General features: G+C 34.8%; 25 protein-coding genes, 4 tRNA genes and 1 pseudogene. 8 read left to right on the top strand and 22 right to left on the bottom strand.

Going from position 1 to position 20,877, the window contains the following annotated elements:
- Positions 1-19: 19 nt before the first annotated feature.
- The 4 genes from CDV25_RS08205 to CDV25_RS08190 all read right to left on the bottom strand — a co-directional run bounded on the left by CDV25_RS08205 (position 20) and on the right by CDV25_RS08190 (position 444).
- Positions 20-94: transfer RNA gene (locus CDV25_RS08205), tRNA-Thr, on the bottom strand.
- Positions 95-167: 73 nt separating this feature from the next.
- Positions 168-244 (bottom strand) — tRNA-Gly (locus CDV25_RS08200).
- A 7-nt stretch (positions 245-251) separates the two neighbouring features.
- Positions 252-336: transfer RNA gene (locus CDV25_RS08195), tRNA-Tyr, on the bottom strand.
- 32 nt (positions 337-368) lie between these two features.
- Positions 369-444: transfer RNA gene (locus CDV25_RS08190), tRNA-Thr, on the bottom strand.
- A gap of 125 nt (positions 445-569) precedes the next feature.
- Here CDV25_RS08190 and CDV25_RS08185 point away from each other — a divergent pair.
- From CDV25_RS08185 to CDV25_RS08150, 8 genes are all read left to right on the top strand, one after another.
- Entirely contained in the window at positions 570-2,492 is a 1,923-nt protein-coding gene (locus CDV25_RS08185) for a TonB-dependent receptor (RefSeq protein WP_108911532.1), read from the top strand.
- Positions 2,492-3,076, top strand: coding sequence for a hypothetical protein (locus tag CDV25_RS08180; protein ID WP_108911531.1), 585 nt, complete (start codon positions 2,492-2,494; stop codon positions 3,074-3,076). Before CDV25_RS08185 ends, CDV25_RS08180 begins: the two co-directional genes overlap by 1 nt.
- Before the next feature lie 85 nt (positions 3,077-3,161).
- A complete protein-coding gene (locus CDV25_RS08175) occupies positions 3,162-3,845 on the top strand; it encodes a 5-formyltetrahydrofolate cyclo-ligase (protein ID WP_108911530.1) in 684 nt (227 codons plus the stop codon).
- Entirely contained in the window at positions 3,754-5,325 is a 1,572-nt protein-coding gene (gene rny, locus CDV25_RS08170) for a ribonuclease Y (protein ID WP_108911529.1), read from the top strand. Before CDV25_RS08175 ends, rny begins: the two co-directional genes overlap by 92 nt.
- A 146-nt stretch (positions 5,326-5,471) precedes the next feature.
- Positions 5,472-6,479, top strand: a complete 1,008-nt coding sequence (gene mglB / locus CDV25_RS08165) for a galactose/glucose ABC transporter substrate-binding protein MglB (RefSeq protein WP_108911528.1) — start codon at positions 5,472-5,474, stop codon at positions 6,477-6,479.
- A gap of 88 nt (positions 6,480-6,567) precedes the next feature.
- Positions 6,568-8,073, top strand: coding sequence for a galactose/methyl galactoside ABC transporter ATP-binding protein MglA (gene mglA / locus CDV25_RS08160; protein ID WP_108911527.1), 1,506 nt, complete (start codon positions 6,568-6,570; stop codon positions 8,071-8,073).
- Positions 8,074-8,100: 27 nt separating this feature from the next.
- On the top strand, positions 8,101-9,123 hold the full coding sequence (gene mglC, locus CDV25_RS08155) for a galactose/methyl galactoside ABC transporter permease MglC (RefSeq protein ID WP_108911526.1): 1,023 nt from the start codon (positions 8,101-8,103) through the stop codon (positions 9,121-9,123).
- 112 nt (positions 9,124-9,235) lie between these two features.
- The gene (locus CDV25_RS08150) at positions 9,236-10,288 is read left to right on the top strand and encodes a glycosyltransferase family 9 protein (RefSeq protein ID WP_108911525.1); all 1,053 of its coding nucleotides are present in this window, start codon (positions 9,236-9,238) and stop codon (positions 10,286-10,288) included.
- On the opposite strand, the gene CDV25_RS08145 is transcribed toward CDV25_RS08150, so the two are convergent.
- The 18 genes and pseudogenes from CDV25_RS08145 to rfbB all read right to left on the bottom strand — a co-directional run bounded on the left by CDV25_RS08145 (position 10,263) and on the right by rfbB (position 20,860).
- The gene (locus CDV25_RS08145; RefSeq protein ID WP_108911524.1) at positions 10,263-11,153 is read right to left on the bottom strand and encodes a GT-D fold domain-containing glycosyltransferase; all 891 of its coding nucleotides are present in this window, start codon (positions 11,151-11,153) and stop codon (positions 10,263-10,265) included. The two genes, CDV25_RS08150 and CDV25_RS08145, sit on opposite strands and share 26 nt — an antisense overlap.
- Positions 11,153-11,281: a hypothetical protein gene (locus tag CDV25_RS10775; RefSeq protein ID WP_269149105.1), complete on the bottom strand. Its 129-nt coding sequence runs from the start codon at positions 11,279-11,281 to the stop codon at positions 11,153-11,155. The genes CDV25_RS08145 and CDV25_RS10775 overlap by 1 nt, the downstream gene beginning before the upstream one ends.
- A 127-nt stretch (positions 11,282-11,408) precedes the next feature.
- Complete coding sequence (locus CDV25_RS08135; protein ID WP_108911522.1) at positions 11,409-11,834, bottom strand: O-fucosyltransferase family protein; 426 nt, start codon at positions 11,832-11,834, stop codon at positions 11,409-11,411.
- Between the two features lie 114 nt (positions 11,835-11,948).
- Positions 11,949-12,122: an SPASM domain-containing protein gene (locus CDV25_RS08130; RefSeq protein WP_108911521.1), complete on the bottom strand. Its 174-nt coding sequence runs from the start codon at positions 12,120-12,122 to the stop codon at positions 11,949-11,951.
- A 243-nt stretch (positions 12,123-12,365) separates the two neighbouring features.
- The gene (locus CDV25_RS08125; protein ID WP_108911520.1) at positions 12,366-13,457 is read right to left on the bottom strand and encodes a DegT/DnrJ/EryC1/StrS family aminotransferase; all 1,092 of its coding nucleotides are present in this window, start codon (positions 13,455-13,457) and stop codon (positions 12,366-12,368) included.
- Positions 13,458-13,469: 12 nt separating this feature from the next.
- Positions 13,470-14,114: an alpha-1,2-fucosyltransferase gene (locus tag CDV25_RS08120; protein WP_162550486.1), complete on the bottom strand. Its 645-nt coding sequence runs from the start codon at positions 14,112-14,114 to the stop codon at positions 13,470-13,472.
- Positions 14,018-14,437 (bottom strand): hypothetical protein, encoded by a 420-nt coding sequence (locus CDV25_RS08115; protein ID WP_108911518.1) that lies wholly within the window; start codon positions 14,435-14,437, stop codon positions 14,018-14,020. The genes CDV25_RS08120 and CDV25_RS08115 overlap by 97 nt, the downstream gene beginning before the upstream one ends.
- 2 nt (positions 14,438-14,439) lie before the next feature.
- Positions 14,440-15,512 (bottom strand): annotated as a pseudogene (locus CDV25_RS08110) (glycosyltransferase family 2 protein).
- Positions 15,513-15,549: 37 nt separating this feature from the next.
- Complete coding sequence (locus CDV25_RS08105) at positions 15,550-16,413, bottom strand: hypothetical protein (RefSeq protein WP_162550484.1); 864 nt, start codon at positions 16,411-16,413, stop codon at positions 15,550-15,552.
- A gap of 113 nt (positions 16,414-16,526) precedes the next feature.
- Complete coding sequence (locus CDV25_RS08100; protein ID WP_108911516.1) at positions 16,527-16,919, bottom strand: protein-export chaperone SecB; 393 nt, start codon at positions 16,917-16,919, stop codon at positions 16,527-16,529.
- A 218-nt stretch (positions 16,920-17,137) separates the two neighbouring features.
- On the bottom strand, positions 17,138-17,668 hold the full coding sequence (locus CDV25_RS08095; RefSeq protein WP_108911515.1) for a GNAT family N-acetyltransferase: 531 nt from the start codon (positions 17,666-17,668) through the stop codon (positions 17,138-17,140).
- The gene (locus CDV25_RS08090) at positions 17,668-17,970 is read right to left on the bottom strand and encodes a hypothetical protein (RefSeq protein ID WP_162550482.1); all 303 of its coding nucleotides are present in this window, start codon (positions 17,968-17,970) and stop codon (positions 17,668-17,670) included. Before CDV25_RS08090 ends, CDV25_RS08095 begins: the two co-directional genes overlap by 1 nt.
- Positions 17,933-18,409 (bottom strand): acyltransferase, encoded by a 477-nt coding sequence (locus CDV25_RS08085; protein ID WP_108911861.1) that lies wholly within the window; start codon positions 18,407-18,409, stop codon positions 17,933-17,935. Before CDV25_RS08085 ends, CDV25_RS08090 begins: the two co-directional genes overlap by 38 nt.
- Complete coding sequence (locus tag CDV25_RS08080) at positions 18,409-18,822, bottom strand: sugar 3,4-ketoisomerase (RefSeq protein ID WP_108911513.1); 414 nt, start codon at positions 18,820-18,822, stop codon at positions 18,409-18,411. The genes CDV25_RS08085 and CDV25_RS08080 overlap by 1 nt, the downstream gene beginning before the upstream one ends.
- Complete coding sequence (locus tag CDV25_RS08075; protein ID WP_108911512.1) at positions 18,822-19,256, bottom strand: sugar 3,4-ketoisomerase; 435 nt, start codon at positions 19,254-19,256, stop codon at positions 18,822-18,824. The genes CDV25_RS08080 and CDV25_RS08075 overlap by 1 nt, the downstream gene beginning before the upstream one ends.
- Positions 19,256-19,609, bottom strand: a complete 354-nt coding sequence (locus CDV25_RS10340) for an acyltransferase (protein ID WP_204161842.1) — start codon at positions 19,607-19,609, stop codon at positions 19,256-19,258. The genes CDV25_RS08075 and CDV25_RS10340 overlap by 1 nt, the downstream gene beginning before the upstream one ends.
- A complete protein-coding gene (locus tag CDV25_RS10335; RefSeq protein ID WP_204161841.1) occupies positions 19,609-19,833 on the bottom strand; it encodes a hypothetical protein in 225 nt (74 codons plus the stop codon). The genes CDV25_RS10340 and CDV25_RS10335 overlap by 1 nt, the downstream gene beginning before the upstream one ends.
- 10 nt (positions 19,834-19,843) lie before the next feature.
- Positions 19,844-20,860 (bottom strand): dTDP-glucose 4,6-dehydratase, encoded by a 1,017-nt coding sequence (gene rfbB / locus CDV25_RS08065; RefSeq protein WP_108911511.1) that lies wholly within the window; start codon positions 20,858-20,860, stop codon positions 19,844-19,846.
- Between the last annotated feature and the right edge of the window lie 17 nt (positions 20,861-20,877).

The following is a 20,877-nucleotide window of genomic DNA, read 5'->3' as shown; positions in this document are numbered from 1 at the left end:
ATCACAACTTTTGAAAAACTGGAGCCCATAAGCGGGATTGAACCGCCGACCTCTTCCTTACCAAGGAAGTGCTCTGCCACTGAGCTATATGGGCATTATCAAAATCTATTTTTATAGAATAGTGTTTGCTGATTAGAATGATTTCAAGTAGAATCAGCTCCCAGATATGGAGCGGGAAACGGGACTCGAACCCGCGACCCTCAGCTTGGAAGGCTGATGCTCTAGCCAACTGAGCTACTCCCGCAAGGCTATGGTGGTGAGACGTGGATTCGAACCACGGAAGGTAGAACCAGCAGATTTACAGTCTGCCCTCGTTGGCCACTTGAGTATCTCACCACAGATTGAACTGGTCAAACACTGAAAAATTATGGAGCTGGTAAAGGGACTCGAACCCCCGGCCTGCTGCTTACAAGGCAGCTGCTCTACCAACTGAGCTACACCAGCGACTAAAAAATTGTAATTCTACTACTTTTAAACTTGCTTGTCAATACTTTGTAAATTGTAGTAAAATGCAAAATTCTTAATTATTCATCTAAGAAATACTTAATCAAAATTTTGGAGCAAACTTTATGAAAAAACATAATTTACAACCTAGAGGTTTTCAAAAAAAATATCTTTCTCTTGTGGCTATTTTAGCACTTCACAGCATACTTTTAGCACAAAGTCAAAGCGCAACTTTAGAAAATCAATCATCCTCTTCACAAAGACCTTTAAACCTTTCTATCCTACATAATCATACTCTCACAGACAATCAAGATTTTAAAGAAACATTTGATGAAGCAACTATCCGAAAATCCAATACTCAAAATATTTATGACTTTTTAAAATCTCACTCCCTTTTAAATATTAAGACAAATTATGGTAACCCCTATACTCAAAGTGTTGATTTAAGAGGATTTGGCATCAATGGGCATAAAAATCTTGCCATTATTGTTGATGGAATAAGATTAAATAATATTGATTCCTCTGCTATCTCTCTTTCTGCAATTCCCCTAGATTCTATCTCTAAAATAGAAATTATTCGGGGTAGAGGCACTACGAAATATGGCAATGGTGCAGTTAGCGGAATCCTAAAAATCACAACCAAAGCAAAAAATACTTTACATCTAAGTTATGCAAATTACGACACCCTAAACTCGCAATTCTCCTCCCATTATACTAGCGATACTTTAAATATTGGAGCATTTGGACAATACTATCACACAGAGGGTTCAAGAAATATTATGCCAAATTCTGAAGAAAAAGATGGGAGCTATAACAAAAATGGGGGTATCTCGCTTATTTACTATGCCGATAATTCCTTACTACTTAAAGCCCAAACCAACTATTCTAAATATGCGATTAAATACGCTAATCCCTTGAGTAAAGAACAATTTAATACAAATCCTCAACAAGCAGGGAATGGATTCACTCACCAAAGACGTTGGGATACATATTTTAATACGGGTTTAACCTATTTTGCTAATAATGGATTTATAACAGATATTAATATTGGAGGAAGCTCTAATGAAAGCGAATTTATTAACTTTTCTAGTAAGCACAAAGGAAAGGGATTATACGCAAACTTCAACACCCAATACAAAAATAGCTCTTATTTTACAGAATTTGGAGTCGATGTAAAAACCAATCAACGCAAAAATGCTACTTTGCTTGCTGAAGTCAATGAATCCCTTTTGTATCTTTATGGAGAGAAATACTTACAAGACCTTACATTAAATGCTGGGATAAATACGCAAAGAGTTTCATCAAAAAACGCCACTAAACTTAGCAATAATCTAATAGGCGGAGAACTTGGATTAAACTATGCTTTAAACCCCCAAACTTCTTTTTTCACCTCTTATTCTCGAAGTTTTGTTGTGCCAAATGTAGATTTTATGTTTGATCTTAGAGGTAACCTCAACACCCTTATCCATACAGCAACCTTTGATACTTTTCAAATAGGCTCTAAAACTCTTTTTGGAATCCATGAATTAAGTGGGAATATTTTTTATATTTTAGGCAAAGATGAAGCTTATTTTGAACCCCAAACATTCCAAAACAAAAGCCTTAGTAAAACCCAAAGAGTAGGCGGAGAGCTAAAATTCACCACACATTTTAGGGAAAATCTCTCTGGCACTTTAGCCTATGCCTATGTCGATGCTACCACGCAAGATAATGCAGGTTATAACTACAAAGGCAAGAACATTCCGGGCATTTCCAAACATATTTTTAATATAGCTACAAATTATTTTTTACTCCCAAACCTTAATCTAGGAATCTCTTATAAATATGCTTCAAGAGCTTATGATTACAATGATTTTAATAATGTTTTAGAAAAAATGCCAAACTTTCAAAGTCTTAATGTCAGTATCACTTACCACTTAAAGGATTTTGAAGTTTATACTTTTGTTAAAAATCTTACACAACATAAAAACGCTATCAAAGTCAGCAATAGTTACTATCCTTATGAATTTGAAACAACTTTAGGTGCAGGAGTGAAATACCAATTTTAATGGAAAGCCAACAAGAATTTTCACTCAAAGCCTATCTTACCTACAAATTTTTAAACTCCTTCTTTGTAGGGACTGCCTTAGGAACTATTTTTACCATCTACGCATTAATTCCTCCTAAAGTTTATTCTCTAGGTGGAGTTAGTTTAAGCGTTGGAGCGTGGCTTTTAACGCTCCTTTATGTTAAACTCATTAGTATAAAACCCTATAAAAGGATTCTTCTTTTTATCGAAATTCTACCCTTTTGCTATATTTTAGCTTTTCTGCTTTTTCCAAATACTTTTTATGGAGCTTTATTTATCTATGGGATTTATCAAATTAGCTTCATTTTTGGAGATTATCTCGTGCGGAGTGAAACATTTATCTTTTCACAAAAAACACTTTTCTCTTCTTTTGATAAATATAAACAAGCAGGCTATTTATTAGGATTAATTGTCGCCTTTATCTTTTACAACATCTTAGAATCTTGGGGCATAGAAGACAAACAAACACAAGTTTATAATATACATTTTCTTTTATTATTGCTACAAATAGGTGTCTTTATAACTTTATGCTTTGCACTCAAGGGTAAGTCTAGTAAAATTTAATGTTTATTCCGCCCTTTATTGGTTTTTTGGGGAAATTATAATAGCATTTTCAATCCCTTAAAAGTATCTCTTAGCAAGGCAGGCTATGGAATCTCAAAAATCTGAATTTCGAAAATATTGCAAAATAAGCTTAGAAAAACTCTCTAAAGCTCAAAACAAGATATTCTTAGATTCTAAACTCCAAAGAAATCTCTTAATAATCTTAAGTCAAGAAATACAGCATTTAAGAAAAAAAACAAAAAGACCTCTTAAAATCCTACTTTATTATCCTTTAGCAATTGAATTTAATGGCAAAAAAGTCTTAAAAACCCTAAGAAAGCAAAAAAATATAGAAATATTTTTACCTTTTATGGGGGATATCAGCTTTAAAATTGTAAAATTTAGGCTTCCATTGCACAGAGAAAAATTTGGGGTTTTGCAACCAAGCAACTCTTATAGAAAAATAAACCTTATAGATATAGCCATAATCCCTGTCATTGGAATAGATAATCAATTTAAACGCATAGGCTTTGGCAAAGGCATGTATGATAGATTCTTTAATACACAAAAAAAGATTCCAAGAATCCTCTTTATTTGTCGTGGGATTTTTTATTCCTCTTTAAATATTACACAATACCACGATATTAAGGGAAATTCCCTTATCACACCCTTTGTTGCTCTATGCCCTAAGGATAAGTATGATAACATGGATGTTTGTAAGCTCCGCATTATCCGCACTTGTTGCTGGAGGCGGAAGTTACCTCTTTTCACGAAAACTTTTAGCGGCTAATTCTAAAATACTTTTAGAACAATACAAGGCTAAAGCAAAAGCTATAGAATATGAAGCCAACAAACTTTTACAAGAATCAAAAATAAAAGCAAAAGAAATAGAATTAGAATCTAAGCGGAGATCTGAAAAAGAGAGTGTAAGAATTACCAAAGAACACGAAAACAATCTTTTAGAACTTGAAAAAATCAAAATAAAAGAAAATCAAAAATTAGAGAGGGAATATTATAAGTTAGAGCAAGAAAAAAATCTATTCAACAAAGATAGAAATATATTCAATGAAGAGCAAGAAGCCTTAAAGGTTTTAAAAAGCAAATATCAATCTATGCTTCAAGAGCTCACACGATTGCTCTGCTCCATTACCCACCTCTCTAAAGAAGAGGCAAGAGAATTACTCTTTGAAAAGATTAAGGAAGAGGCTAAAATAGATGCTGCTAAACTCATGCGAAAATATGAGGAAGACGCAAAAGAAGAAGCAAAAGCAAAAGCAAATTATATTCTAGCACAAGCCACTACTCGTTTTGCAGGAGAATTTGCCGCAGAAAGACTTACTCAAATCATTGCCCTACCAAGTGATGATTTCAAAGCTAAAATTATTGGCAAAGAAGGACGCAATATTAAGGCTTTAGAAATGACTTGTGGAGTAGATATTATTATTGATGATTCACCAGGAATTATTACCATTAGCTCCCATAATCTCTACCGCAGGAGTATAGCAGCAAAAGCCATACAAAACCTTATTGAAGATGGCAGGATTCAACCTGCAAGGATTGAAGAGGTTTATCAAAAATGCTTTGAAGAGTTTGAAAATAGTATATTAGAAGAAGGAGAGAGAATTACCTTAGATTTAGGATTAAGTGGAATCCATACAGAGATTAAAAAACTCATTGGTCGTTTGCGTTATCGGGCAAGTTATGGACAAAACGCCCTTGAACACTCCTTAGAAGTTGCTAATTTAGCAGGAATAATTGCTGGAGAACTTGGCGGAGATTGTCTCCTTGCTATACGTGCTGGACTTTTACACGATATAGGCAAAGCAAGAACACACGAATATAAAGGCACACATGTAGAATTAGGAGCGGAAATCGCTAAACGTTATAATGAGCATCCCGCCGTCTTAAACGCAATCCTTGCACATCACGGAAATGAGGAAGCTAAAAGTATCGAAGTTTTTGCAGTATGTGCTGCTGATACTATCTCTGCTGCACGTCCTGGAGCTAGACGCGAAGTCTTAGAGAGCTACTTGCGTAGAGTAAGTGAAATGGAACAAATTGCACTTTCTAAAATGGGTGTATTACACGCTTATGCTATCAACACAGGACGGGAAATACGCGTAATTGTAAAATCCGAAGATATTAATGATGAGGAATCTTATCTGCTTGCTAGAGAAATCGCTAAAGAAATACAATCTCAAGTGCAATATCCCGGAGAAGTTAAAGTCAATGTTATCCGCGAAACTAGAGCTTGTGCCATAGCAGGATAATGATAAAGATAATGTGCGTAAAAACATTATTGATTTTCAATCGTTTTACTAAATAAATATAAAAGTGTATTGACAAAATATAAATTAACAAGTATATTAACAATCAAAGATTATTTTATAAAAGTTTCTTAAGGAGATAATTGCTTATGAAAAAGGTTAGCATTTTTTTAGGAGGAGCCATTTTAGCAATAGGGCTTGTAGCTTGTGGAGGCAACAAAGAAACAACATCTGAAAAATTAAAAGTAGGATTTACAGCTTATAAATATGATGACAATTTTATTGCTTTGTTTAGACAAGTAATTAATGATGAGGCAAGCAAAGTTGCTAATACCGTTGATTTACAAATGAATGACTCTCAAAATAGTCAAACCACACAAAATGATCAAATTGATGTTATGCTATCAAAAGGCGTGGATTCTTTAGCTATTAATCTTGTTGATCCTGCAGCAGGAGCCACAGTTTTAGAAAAAATTAGGGCTGAAGGAGTGCCTGTAGTATTCTATAACAAAAAACCTGCACAATCAGTTATAGATTCGTATGATAAAGCCTACTATGTCGGAATTGATCCTAATGCACAAGGAATAGCACAAGGCGAGTTAATTGCTAAATTATGGAAAGATAATCCCGCTCTTGATTTAAACAAAGATGGGGTAATTCAATATGTTATTTTAAAAGGAGAGCCTGGACATCCAGATGCTGAAGCAAGGACTGTTTATTCTATCAAAGCTCTTAAAGATTTAGGTATAAAAGTTCAAGAGTTATACCTAGATACAGCTATGTGGGATACCGCTATGGCTAAGGATAAAATGGATGCTTGGCTATCAGGACCCAATGGAGATAAAATCGAAGTTATTATCGCTAATAATGATGCAATGGCTTTAGGAGCTATTGAATCTATAAAAGCATTTAGAAAGTCTTTACCTGTATTTGGCGTTGATGCCTTGCCTGAAGCCTTAGTTAAAATCGAATCTGGGGAAATGGCAGGCACAGTTCTTAATGACGCTAAAGGACAAGGAAAGGCTACTTTTAATATAGCGATCAATTTAGCTGCTAAAAAACCTGCTACAGATGGAACTGATTTAGTTCTTGACAATAAAGTCCTATTAGTGCCAAGCATTGGGATCGATAAGAGCAATGTCTCCCAATTTAAATAAAACTTTAACAATAAACCACCTAAATTCAATAATGGGGAGTGCAACCCCCTTTTTTCTCTATAAGATATAAGCTAAAAAGAGTAAATCTATGAAACCGACAAACTACTTATTAGTAATGGATAATATTTCTAAAGAATTTCCCGGTGTTAAAGCTCTTGATGGTGTCAATCTTAAAGTAAGATCTCACAGCGTGCATACTCTTATGGGGGAAAATGGGGCTGGCAAATCCACTTTAATGAAATGCCTATTTGGTATCTATAAAAAAGATAAGGGAAAAATTTATCTTGATGGCAAAGAGATTAACTTTAAATCCGCAAAAGAAGCTCTTGATAATGGCGTTTCAATGGTTCACCAAGAATTAAACCAAGTAACACAAAGAAATGTGCTAGATAATATTTGGTTAGGAAGATTCCCAATGAAAGGACCTTTTGTCAATGAGAAAAAAATGTATGCACAAACCATTGAAATTTTTAAAGATCTTGATATTGATATAGATCCTCACTTAAAAATTGCAGAGCTTTCTGTCTCACAAAGACAAATGATTGAAATAGCAAAGGCTGTTTCCTCTCACGCAAAGATTATAGTTATGGATGAGCCTACCTCATCACTTACCCAAATAGAAGTGAAACATTTATTTAGAATTATCAATAAATTAAGAGATAAGGGCTGTGGCATTGTTTATATCTCTCATAAAATGGAAGAAGTCAAAGAAATTGCCGATGATATTACAATAATGCGAGATGGCAAATGGGTATCAAGTCAATCCGTTGCGGATCTTACAACAGAGCAGATTATTAATATGATGGTTGGTAGAGATCTTACAAATCGCTTCCCACCAAAAGATAATAAAGTCAAAGAAGTCATACTCAAAGTTGAAAATCTTTCAGCCCTTCATCAACCTTCCTTAAAAGAAGTAAGCTTTGAGCTACATAAAGGAGAGATTTTAGGAATAGCAGGGCTTGTTGGTTCTAAAAGAACGGATATTGTAGAAACCTTATTTGGTATTAGAGAAAAGGCAACAGGCACTATTACTTTAAATGGAAAGGTTGTGAAAAATAAAACGCCTAGTGAAGCTATCAAAAATGGCTTTGCGCTTGTTACAGAGGAGCGCAGAGTTACGGGCATATTTAGTATGCTAGATATTAAAGTTAATTCCATTATATCTAATATAAACTCTTATAAAAGTAGATTTTTAGGATTTTTAAACAATAAGCAAATGGCAAATGATACCAAATGGGTAATAGAGAGTATGAGAGTAAAAACTCCTAACCAAAGGACACAAATAGGAACTCTATCAGGAGGAAACCAACAAAAAGTGATTTTAGGTAGATGGCTTTTGACTAATCCAGAGGTATTAATGCTTGATGAACCAACAAGAGGCATTGATGTTGGGGCTAAATATGAAATTTATCAGCTTATGATAGAGCTTGCTAAAAAAGATAAGAGTATTATTATGATCTCTTCAGAAATGCCTGAACTGCTTGGTGTTACGGATAGGATACTTGTTATGAGTAATGGGAGGGTTGCTGGTATTGTCAATACCAAACAAACCTCACAAGAAGAAATACTCTCTCTTGCCGCAAAACATCTCTAAATTCAATATAAATAAAGGAAAGCTATTATGAACTTACCAAGGACAAAAGAAGGAAAAATCGATATTAAAGAAATTTTAATCCAATCTGGATTGTATCTTGTTTTATTGGCTATACTCCTTGCTATCATCATCAAAGAGCCTTCTTTCTTAAGTATTAGAAATCTTCAAAACATCTTAACGCAATCTTCTGTTAAAGTGATTATAGCCCTTGGAGTTGCTGGACTTATTGTTACCACAGGAACCGATCTTTCTGCAGGTAGGCAAGTTGGACTTGCGGCAGTTATCTCTGCGACTTTATTGCAAGCTACAACAAATGCTAATAAAGTATTCCCCGAATTAGGTGAGCTTCCTCTTTTATTAGTTATCTGTGTTATTGTCGCCATTGGAGCAATTGTGGGCGCATTTAATGGTGTTGTTGTAGCATTTCTAAAACTTCATCCCTTCATTGTTACAATGGGTTCTATGACAATTGTTTATGGATTAAACTCACTTTATTATGATTATGTTGGGGCTTCTCCTATTTCAGGGTTTGACTTAAGATATACCAATTTCGCGCAAGGGGCATTTAATATAGGAGGATTTACTATTTCTTATTTGATTATTTATGCAGCCATTTGCACGATGATTATGTGGGTTTTATGGAATAAAACAAAATTTGGTAAAAACTTATTTGCTGTTGGAGGAAACACTGAAGCTGCAAAAGTCTCTGGAGTAAATGTCGCACTAACACTCATTATTGTTTATGCCTTATCAGGTGCATTCTATGCTTTTGGTGGGTTTTTAGAAGCTGGTCGTATTGGCTCTGCGACTAATAATTTAGGTTTTATGTATGAAATGGACGCTATTGCTGCTTGTGTTATTGGTGGAGTTTCATTCTATGGAGGAGTTGGAAGAATATCAGGAGTTATCATAGGGGTTATTATCCTTACAGTGATTAACTATGGCTTAACCTATATTGGTGTAAGCCCATACTGGCAATACATCATCAAAGGTGCTATCATCATCGTAGCCGTTGCCTTTGATTCTATGAAACACTCTAGGAGAAAATAATATTTTGTTTCTAAAGACATTGTTAGGGTTAATTTGCTTGTTCTACTATCACACAAATGATAGACAAAATGCCCTCGTGCATTCTTTAAAAGATTCTTAATTTAGCAGGATAATGATGCAAAGACTTTATACTTTCTTTGTTAATTCTTTAGTCAAGCTCTATTTACAAAAATTCCCTATTACCAAGTTACCCAAACCCACCAAACTTGAAAATATAGAAAATATTATTCTTTTTTCCAATACTGCTTTAGGGGATACCTTGATGAGCACCCCTGCTATTATACAAACAAGAAAAGCATTCCCCCAAGCTAAAATCACTCTCTTTATCGCTAAAAAAATCTACCCTCTCTTTAGGGATTATGAGTATGTAGATAATTTTTTAATTTACAACAAAGGCTATAAAGGCTTTATTGGTAATATCCTTAAAATGCGCTCTTTAAAACCCGATTTGATTTTAATGTTTCATAGTAATGGTCCCCAAGATATACCAACAGCCATTTTTAGTGGAGCTAAATACATCCTTAAAACTTCAAGAAATAATGCAATGGAAAATCTACTCTCTGCTAAATTAACCCGCATTCCCTTGCAGCATTTGATTTTAACAAGGTTAGAAACTCTCTCCTTTGTTACTTTAGAAAAATACGATAATATCCAAATGAAACTCTCCTCTAAATACCATAACTTTATAGCCCCTCCCTCAAACAAGCAAAGAATAGGATTCCAAATGCGAACAAGCAAGGTTGCTAGAGAGTGGGGGATAGAAAACTTTGCTAACCTTGCTATTATGCTTTTAAACGCTCAAAAAGATTTAGAGATATTCTTAACAGGCACACAAGTAGAAAGGAAATATTGCGATAAAATCTATGCTTCTCTCCCCCAAAATTACTCTGCAAGAATCCATAATGTTTGTGGAAAATACCCTATTGATGAGTTGCCCTATTTTTTGAAAAGTCTCCATTGCCTCATCACAGGTGATACAGGACCAATGCATTTATGTGGAGCCTTAGGGATTCCAAGCATTGCTTTATTTATAGGGGCAGAACCAAAACTTACCGGGATTTTACAAGATAAAGCAATCCATAAAGAGATTCAACAACAATCCCCCATTACTTCCATCCAAGTCTTTGAAATTTGGCAAACTATTCATCAGGGGCAAAAAACTTAGATACACCCTCCTTATCCATTCTCACCCCGCGTTTATAAGCATCATAGTCTTTAATGCTATGCCCAATATCAAGCACACGATAACCAAGCTTAAACATTTCATACCCCAAAACCTTACCCGCAGGTCTTAAAGCAAAAATAAGCAGCCAATCTTTATTAAATTTAAGAATCTCCTCTTTAAGTGTGCTAATCTCCGCATAAGCGTGTTTGGCTGCACCATAGATAATAGACATCTCTTGGGCTTGTGTAAAAAGATTATGTTCGACATTAGCTAAAACCTTATCACCGCAAATTAAAAGGATTTTTTTATCAGTAAAAAGTGCTTTAAGCATAGCATAATGCCGCTTGAAATCATAATCTTTATATCCTGCATAGATTTGTGAAATATCTGTTGAACCATATTCTTTATTAGGAATAAGATATTTTTTAATAATAGGGTAATTTTTCACCACCCAAGTGTATTTAAACCACGAATTACGCCATTGTTTAGTCGGTATATGAAAATAACCATAGCCTAAGCCTATAAGGAGATTCTCATATTCTGAAGTAATAATTGCTTCAAAATCTCTAGCAAGATTCTCATCGTATTTTTGGAATCCTATGCTTCCCCCATTCATTAAAATATATTCCCCATCACCAAATCGAATAAAGCTTTTTTGCGTTTCTAGCAAAATTTGCAAAGTCTCAAAACTTGTTTCAACCATTGGAGGCTGAATTTTATCAAAATCGTTTTTAATCTCATCGCGTAATAAATCTGCAAAATTACTCAAATTAGGAAAACTTTGAATCTTGCTATCGATTTCTTTTAAATTATACCTTGCAAGATACCTTATATTGTTAATAAAAGTTTTTAAGGAGTATTTCATTAGCTTACTCCCTTTACTTCTATCTTAACCCAATCCTTACAAATAATCGCATCACTACCGAGCAACCAAGGGGTTGGAGCGATGATGATTTTATGCGGATTTTCTACCTTGCTTACAATATAAGTCACAGCCTTTTTATAATACTCTAAATCTATCTCCCAAGTGTGTGTGAGATAATCTCCTCTCCTAATATGGATAAAAACGCTATTGCCAGAGGATAAAATCTATTGAAGTTTGTGCTTATTTATTTCACTTTTAATGGGGGGGGGGGCATAATATCTTGTTAATTTGTGAAGAAATACTTTGAAAATAAAGAGGGTTTTGAAAAAAGCCCTTAAAATATATAAAAGAATTAGGTTTTAAATATTCCGCTCTATATTCAAAAGCAGAACTAGAAGTGCTTCTAGGAAACCCAAATCGCTTTAGAATACTCCTTATTATCTTAGGCTTTTTCTCAAAATAATTTATTTTTTCTTTCACATCATCCATCTGCTCTCGTGTGACATAGGGCAAATCAATCTTAAAAATGTCCAAACCAAAGTGCATAGCATACTCTGCCTCATACCAAGATTTATCTAGTAAAATTGGTATTTGCAAATGATATTCTAAGCTCTTAGCAAAAGCATATTGAAACATCTGATTCCCTAAGCCACAGGTGAGCTGCACAATTTTATACTGCATTTACACTCCTTATTTACGATGGACTATGCCATTGCTCCTGCCACTTCCATCCTCTTCCATTCTATTATTCGCCCATTCGATGCAACTTTGACAAATCTTAAATTTCTCATATTTTTACTCTAAGCACTCTTTTCTTAATGTGTTTAGCACCTCTCCATTCCATATCTGCTCTAAAGATTTTTTATGCACATCCCCAACACTCACTTTATCCCTACCGATAGAATCATAAAATTTTTCACAGACTTTACGCCCTTCTTTTTCTACTAGGGGATAATTAAAGGCTATCAATTACCCCCCCCCCCCCGCAAGTAGTTTCTAGGATTCTTTTAATTTCATTATGGCATTTTGGAAATCCCCAAAAAACTCAACTACGCTAAATTCTTGTAAGTTTATAAATTTAAAGGATATTTTTCTAAATTTAGAGTATCAATAACACTTTCAACACCAGTTTTATTTTTAAAATTTACGATTATTGTTTTCATATTTCTCCCTTTTAAAATCGCACATTATACCACATTCACATTCCCCTAATTATCCCCTAAAGCCATTAATAGCCTCTACCACCACCTTAACTTCCTCATCGTTCATCACAGGACTTATGGGGAGTGATAAGACTTCATTATGGATTTGCTCTGTGAGTGGAAAACTTAAATGGTTATACTGCTTATAAGCTTGTTGCTTATGCGGAGGGATAGGATAATGGATAAGGGTTTCTATGCCTCTGCCCCTTAAATACTCTTGCAACCTATCCCTGCTCCCACACCGCACCACAAACAAATGCCACACATGCCCTTCCTCATCCTCACATTGGGGCAATATAATATCGCAATGATTAATATTTTGCCGATAATACTTTGCAACCTCTCTGCGTCTGTTATTATCTGCATCAAGCCTTTTAAGTTTGATATTTAAAAAAGCAGCTTGCAACTCATCAAGCCTTGAATTTAGCCCAGCATAGAGATTTTCATATTTAATATGTGAGCCATAATTCCCTAAGGCTTTTATTTTCTCTGCAATATCTAAAATGTTGGTGCAAACTGCTCCCCCATCACCCAATGCTCCAAGATTCTTACCCGGATAAAAGGAAAATCCACTTATATCCCCTAATGTCCCCACCCTTTTGCCTTGGTACATCGCCCCGTGGGCTTGTGCGCAATCTTCAATAATTTTTAAATGATATTTTTTAGCAATCTCCCACACCCTCTCCATAGCGACAACTTGCCCATAGAGATGCACGACCATAATCGCCTTTGTGTGTGAAGTAATTGCTGATTCTATCCTCTCTACATCAATATTATAAGTTTGCAAGTTAGGTTCTACCAACACAGGCGTGCAACCATTATCCGTAATTGCTAAAATAGAAGCAATATAAGTATTAGCAGGGACAATAATCTCATCCCCCACCCCAAACCCAAACGCCTTAATAGCAAGATTTAGTGCATCTAATCCATTAGCACAACCTATAGCATATTTACTCCCACAATAATCCGCAAACTCTTTTTCAAAAGCATTATGTTGTTTGCCCTTTATATACCAACCACTTGATAATACCTCTTTGAAAGCCTTTTGAAACTCTGCTTCAAAGCGATGATTAATCTTTTTTAAATCTAAAAAGGGTATCACTTAATCACTCCTTTAGCTAATAACTTGCGTCTTAGGCGATAATAAAGCCATAATCGGAATTTGTTTTTGGCAGATAGTGTGGGGGGGGGCATAAGAAATTGTAGAATTTAATTCTAAAGGTTGTAATTGCATTGCTTCCCCCCAATTCACAAACATTACATTTGGTTCTTGTTTAAATAACCAATCTCTAATTTTAGGGCAAATCAAAAGCGGATTATGCGGTGAGAAGAGTTTAGCATACATAGCCAAAGACCCCTGAGAGCCAATAAGATTCTTACAAAGACTAAGGAGATATAAATCCAAATAGCCCTCACTTGGTGTATTAACATCACAGATTCTATACTTCCTATCTTTTAAAATAGGGGGGAAATGTTGCTTTACCCATTTTACATCATCACTAAAGATATAAAAGACACTTTCTGGTTGGATACTTTCTATAAGAGAAATCGCCTTTGTAAAATACTCTAAAGCAGTAGGCTCACCATAAACAGGATGAAACCCCGATAAATCTCCCCTACGCACATGCACACCACAAGCCATAGAGGAACATATCTCCTCTTTCACTTTAGCAAAGGCAGTGTCTCTTTGCTCGCTCTCTTTGGGGATAAAATGTTGCCTAAAAAGCTCTTTAAAATACCCATCAAAATGCCGCCCCAAATATCCCCCCACATACAAAGGCGGGGGAAAGTAATAATATTATCATTATTAGCAAAATAAAATCGCTTATAATGCTTTGCTTCTGTTTTTTCTGCTATTTTTATAGGGAGTGTAGGGAAAGCCTTAGGTATATCAAAACTCACATTATAGACTTTATCATAGCCATTGCTAGGATTATAAGCCCCTATTCCTTGCTCTTCAAACCAACTTAAATCATATTGCACTTCATAACCCTTAGCTTCAAATGCACTCCCAAGTGCAACAAAACTTATTTGACTACATATCCCCCCATCCACACGAATAATCACAAGATTATCTCTCACTCCTACCCCCTAAATACCCACAATGCTATATTAATGGCCAAAGATATTCCTAAAGCCACACAAGCAAAATTTAAAGATTTTTTATATTTTTGGTATTTATTAAAAACTTTATCCGCTCCTATATATTGCATAAGGGCTAAATAATCCTTAAAGGTAAAATTATAACGCTCTTTCAAAACCCTAAAGCCCGCAGTATTCAAAAAACGCATAATTTGATGATACCCCCAAACTTTCCTTACATAATGCGGGGATTGCAATGCCATAAACCCTAAGAAAAATTCCAAAGTATCCTCATAAGGCTCTAATCCTGATCTTCCAATCTCCTCCTTAAAGACTTCTTTAAGTAACCCTATATCCTTAAAGGCTAAAAAAGTATCCATTAATAAGCCTATCTCTAAATCAACTCTTCTTAAGGTTATATCATCTTTAACGCTAATATTTTTCTCTTTAGCTTTAGGACTCATTCTCCGATATTGCACCAAAAACTCTTTTACAAACCCTACTTCACCTTGCAAAAGCAGTAAAATATGGATTTGGCAATCCTGTTGATTACACATTGCCTCATTAAGAGGATAAAGAGGAATAAATGCTTCTCTTTTAATACACATTCCCGGAGATGTTAGGCAATTATCCTCCATAAAAAGACGATGTAAAAGCCTATGTCGTGAATCTTCTCTAGGAAGAATAGTTTTATCCTCGAAATGGTTATTTTCATCAATAACTTGTAATTTGGTATAAAGTGCAAGAACATTTTGCAACCGCATTTGGCTATACATAATCTCTAAGGCATTGGGGTATAATTTATCATCACTCGCACAAAAAAGCAAAACCCCCCCCTTGAATGTTTAAAAGCCGTATTTAAACTCGCATTAATACCTTGATTAAATGTATGCACAATAAGTTTAATACGGGAATCTTTAAATTTCTTTATCTCCTCTACATTCCTATCTGTGGAGCAGTCATCCACAATAATAAGTTCAAAATCTCTAAAGGTCTGATTTAACACAGATTCTATAAAATCCCCAACAAACTTCTCGTGATTAAAAGATGGGCATAAAATAGAAATTTTAGGCATAAGCACTCTTTTTCATTGGTATAGTTACTAATCCCACTCAAGCCCCTAATAAACTTCTCTTAATATCATTCAAACAATAGTCTGTGGCTTGAGGGTAATTAATCCTTATTGCTTTATTAGCAAAATCTAGTCGCGATTGCTTTTTAGTATCTTGCCCCCCTATAACCACCGAATCTATAAAAGCTAATATTTCTTGAGATGTGGAAACAAGATAGCAATGTTTCAAAACCTCTGTCCCTAAGGCTGTAAATTCCCTAGAAATAACTTCTTGACTCTGTAAAATAAAAGCTTCTGGCTTATCGGTATAGAGATACTCTGCAATGAAAGAACCACAATCGTGGATTAAAGCATCCGAAGTCGCAAAAGTTTCAAAATAATCTCCACCCTCTTGGTAAGTTATATTAGGGATTTTTTCAATCTTAGAGAGATAATTGTCTATAAAGGCTTGCGTATCCTCCCCTTTGAGAGTTTCATAAATTTTATGCCTTAAGAGTGTTAGAAACAAAAGATTCTCTGCATCAATGGCTTGATATTCCTTAATAAGGGATTTATTGCTAAGATTTTCCACATAAACTCTCCATAAGAGGCTATATTCTAAAGAAGAAAAAATGCTTAAATCATATTTCAAGTTTCCCGTAAAGCCATAGGGGATATGAAAGGTATAGGTCATAGTAGCATAAGGATTAGCAAAACACACCATATCAAATTTGTCGCTAAAATCCATAAATATCTTTTGTTCAACATTATAAGATTGCAAAACATTAGGATAACTAGATAGGCTCTTAGAGGTTTTTTCCATTTGATAAAACATATTTTTCTCTTCCCTTGCAATATCAGGAATCACAACAATAGAAACTTCAAAAGCAGGTTCTTCTAACATTTTTCTATACAAGATTTTCAACACTACTCATAGCAACTTTGTATCTGCCTTGCAAAAAGACTTTATCCTTAAGAATGGAAAGAATGGAATGCAATCTACTAATAACTTTAAAGTCTATTGATAACTCTTAGACTTTAACTCTCAATTTTTACTTCAAATTCTCCAAAATCTATAAAGGGCAAATCTAATGGAGGAAGTTTTGCTATAGTTATCATTTGCTCCACTATGGGTTGCAAATAAAACTGCATTATAAGCACAGCATTATTTAATAAAGATTCCTTAAAAGCATTACCCACCTCAACAGTGCCAATCATTACTAGTCTAATATAAAATATCTCCATATCTCCTTGCTTAAAAGACAAATTTACATTTAATTGGATAACATATTCATTTTCAGCATTCTTTTTAGCAACTGCACTAATAGCCGAATCACAATCAAGGTCAATTTCCTCTCTTAATTCCTCTACGCGTTCAAAATCAAGTTTTTTAAACTGAATTGTTTTAATTTGAAAACCATTGGGTTGCATATTTATTCACTCCTTTTTAGTCTTTTAATAAAAATATTACTCTTTAGAGATAAATTTAAAGCAACTTGCTTTAACCTCTATTTATAGCCTAAATCTTTTTAAAATAATACACCATAATACCTTAAATATTGCTCTTTCTTTACAATAATCTTAAATCCATCCCTAATCCTAAACTTAACCACTTCACCGCTAATTTACAATCCCCCTAGCTAATAATATTACAATATGCAATATTTAGCATAATGCCTTTGCATTGAGGCAAAATCTTCTTTAGAAAAGTTAAAATAATAATTCTTAGAATCCTCTCTTACAATCCTTGCCTTACATCTTTGGTGAAACGCAACGACCTTTACATTATTTTTACGCACATCAAAATGGCTTTGCCTAAAACCTAGAGTATTGAAAGCAAACTCATAAATACAAAGTGCCGATTCTATAGCCACATAACTTGGTGAGGAATCTTTAATAATCCAACTTCCCCAACAAAAACTATCTTCTTTCAAATCATAGATTCTAATAGTGCCGAGGGACTCACCCCCTTGTATAATAAAATAAAACTCCTGCCCCAAAGCCTCACGCTTTTTATATTCTACTATCCATTGCTCTTGTGCTTGAACACCACCTATAATTTGTGTTAAGAATCTTGCTTTTTTATCATTGCGTAAAGCATAAATAAAAGCCGCATCACTTAGCTGCACCAAACGCAAGGCAATATGTTTGCCAAGGAGAGGAAAGGAATAAGTATTCATCACGCTACCCCTTTAGTTATGGCATTGATAATAAAGTTCAAGGATTTTTCTTTTGGGGATTTAAGAATATTATTTATTTTAGAATCTCTAAGGTATTTTTTAGATTTTTCACCCTGTTGGAAACCATACGCATAAAATAAAGCTTCTTTCTTATCATAGAAACAAATAAATGCACTATAACTAGTAAAGTTTTCAAAGCATTGCTTAGACTTAAGAGCATAAAAGGAATTATTAGAAATGCTTAAAAAAGCAACAAAAAGAGGACTATTTACCCCCCCCCCCCAACCTACCAATAGGCGCAAGAGTAGTTTCTCTTTTAGAAATGAACTTATAAAAGGGTGGGACATCTTTATTCACAACAGCCCCTGCTCCAATGAGTGCGCCCTCACCAATAGTAACTCCCGGTAATATCACGGCTCCTGCCCCGATACTTGCTCCATTTTTGATAATTGTCCTTAGAAATTCTTTAGGATAGACTTTAGAGCGAGGATATTTGTCGTTTGTAAAGCTTACATTTGCACCGATAAAAACCTCATCTTCTATTAAGATTCCATCCCACACCTGCACACCACATTTTATCGTTACATTATTGCCAATTTTCACATCATTTTCTATAAAACAATGCGAACAAATATTGCAATTCTCCCCAATCACCGCATTAGGAAGCACCACGCAAAATTGCCAAATCTTTGTATTTGCACCTATATTTTTACTCTGCACATCAGAGAGGGGGTGTATCATCACTCCTTGCATTTAATCTCCTTAATGAATTCTATAAACTCCGCATAATCCCTAATATACTCACGATCATCATAATAATCACTTGCTAAGACTACCAACCTACAATCATAAGAAAAGTTTTTCATCTCCCTCCACATATTTTTACCAATATATAAACCAACTTCTGGGGAGTTAAGCTTGACATTCTCCCTTAAACTCCCATTATCAAGCACAAACTCACAACTCCCACATAAGCACAAAACAATTTGTTCTAGCTCCCTATGAGCGTGTCCGCCTCTGTCAAAAGAGGGGGAGGTATCAAAGATATAATACATTCTTTTGATCGCAAAAGGCATGTCTTTATAAGATTCTAATACGCCTAGCTTCCCTCTCTCATCACTAAAAATCCGCAAAGGCAATAAAGCATAATTCATTAAGCCACAAGAGGTAATTCTCTACATATTACCCCCCCCCCCCGCACTATCATACGGTATTGCTCATAATCGTTAATGTATTCATCTGCATTATAATAGCAATCGCTAAGCACGAGCAGCACGCAATCATCGCTAAAATCATACATTTGCTTCCATAGCATTTTGCCTAAGTATAGCCCTTGCTTTGGTGATTGCAAACTTATAACTTCTTTTGTAAATCCATTATCCACACATACCTTACAGCTTCCTTTAATCGCAATAAGCAAAAACTGTGAATGCCTATTAGCGTGTTCTCCTCTTATAGTATCCTCACCAGCACCAAAGATATAAAACACCCTTTTAATCTCAAAAGGGCAGTTTGCGTTATTTTGAAATGGCACAAGTGCAGAATCTTGATCCAAAAATACATTAAAATCTATAATCTCATACTTCACTACTCCCCCTCCTGATTAATTGTCTTTATTAAACTTGCCGGATTCCCAGCAACTAAAGAATTAGGCGCAAAAGATTGCGTAACGACACTTCCCGCACCCACTACACAACCATTTCCTAAACGCACACCTTTAAGAATACTCACATTATTGCCAATAAAGCAATGATTTCCTACAATAATATCCGCACTTTTAACCAACGCTTCATTATTCCTCTCTTGGATACTAAGAGCGTGAAAATCCGAATTAATCGCTTGAAAATTCACACCAATAAAACAATCCTCTCCTATTTCAATTTTACACTTATTAGCAATGAGACAAAAATTATTATTAAGATAAGTTCCTCTTTTAATCACTACAACCCCCCCCCCCGCACATCAATGTGATTAGAGCCACTATAAAAGTAAGGTGAGGGGAAATATCCTAAATACACCTCATTTTCAATACAGATTTGCCCACCCTTTAGGGTATAAAATAAGGTGGGCGAGAGTATCTTAAAATCCCCTTGAATTCTTGTATTAGAAAGTATATATTGGTAATACATCACCCTTATTTTTTGGTATAATTGCGAGATTTTCATTATTCCTCTCTTATACTTTATATTTTTGAAAATACCATTTTAAGGTTTTTTCTAACCCAGTTTCAAAATTCTCTTCAGGTTTCCAACCTAACATTTTCTGTATTTTAATAGAATCTATTGCATACCTCCTATCGTGTCCTGCCCTATCTTGCACGAAAGTGATTTGGTTTTGATAACTTTCTCCATTTGCTTTTGGTGCAGCAGAATCTAAAATAGAGCAAATTTGTGTAGCAATCTCTAAATTGGTGCGCTCACAATTCCCGCCAATATTAAAACTCTCACCAAAGTAACAGGAGTGAAACACTGCATCAATCGCCCTGCAATGATCCTCTACAAAAAGCCAATCTCGGATATTCTGCCCATCACCATAGATGGGAATTCCTTTACCCGCTAAAGCATTGCGGATAATCGTAGGGATAAGCTTCTCATCGTGTTGTTTAGGTCCATAGTTATTAGAGCAATTTGTGATAAAAGTCTTTAACCCATAAGTGTGATGATAACTCCTAACTAACATATCACTACTTGCCTTAGAAGCAGAATAAGGCGAGTTTGGTGCATAGGGAGTAGATTCACTAAAATAGCCACTCTCTCCTAATGAGCCAAAAACCTCATCGGTGCTAATGTGATGAAATATACAATGCTCTTTGTCTTTTTTGGGTTTATTAGGAGCGTCAAACCAGCTTAAATACGCGGTATGGAGCAAATTAAAAGTCCCATTGATATTTGTTTCTATAAACGCACTAGGATTTTTTATAGAATTATCTACATGCGATTGTGCCGCAAAGTGAATAACGAAATCAATCGCATAATGTGTAAAAATATTTTCAATAAAATCCTTATCACAAATATCACCCTTTATAAAAGCATAATTTTCATAATGTTCCACACCTTGTAGATTCTCTAAATCCCCCGCATAAGTGAGTAAATCTACATTGATTAAACGATAATTTGGATATTTTTGCAGAAAATAAAGGATAAAATTACTCCCAATAAACCCCGCCCCACCTGTAATTAAGACATTTCTCATTTCCATCCTCTTAGAGT

The organism is Helicobacter apodemus (assembly GCF_003097575.1).
GTDB classification, from domain to species: Bacteria; Campylobacterota; Campylobacteria; order Campylobacterales; family Helicobacteraceae; genus Helicobacter_D; species Helicobacter_D apodemus.
This window is presented reverse-complemented; position numbering and strand designations above follow the sequence as displayed.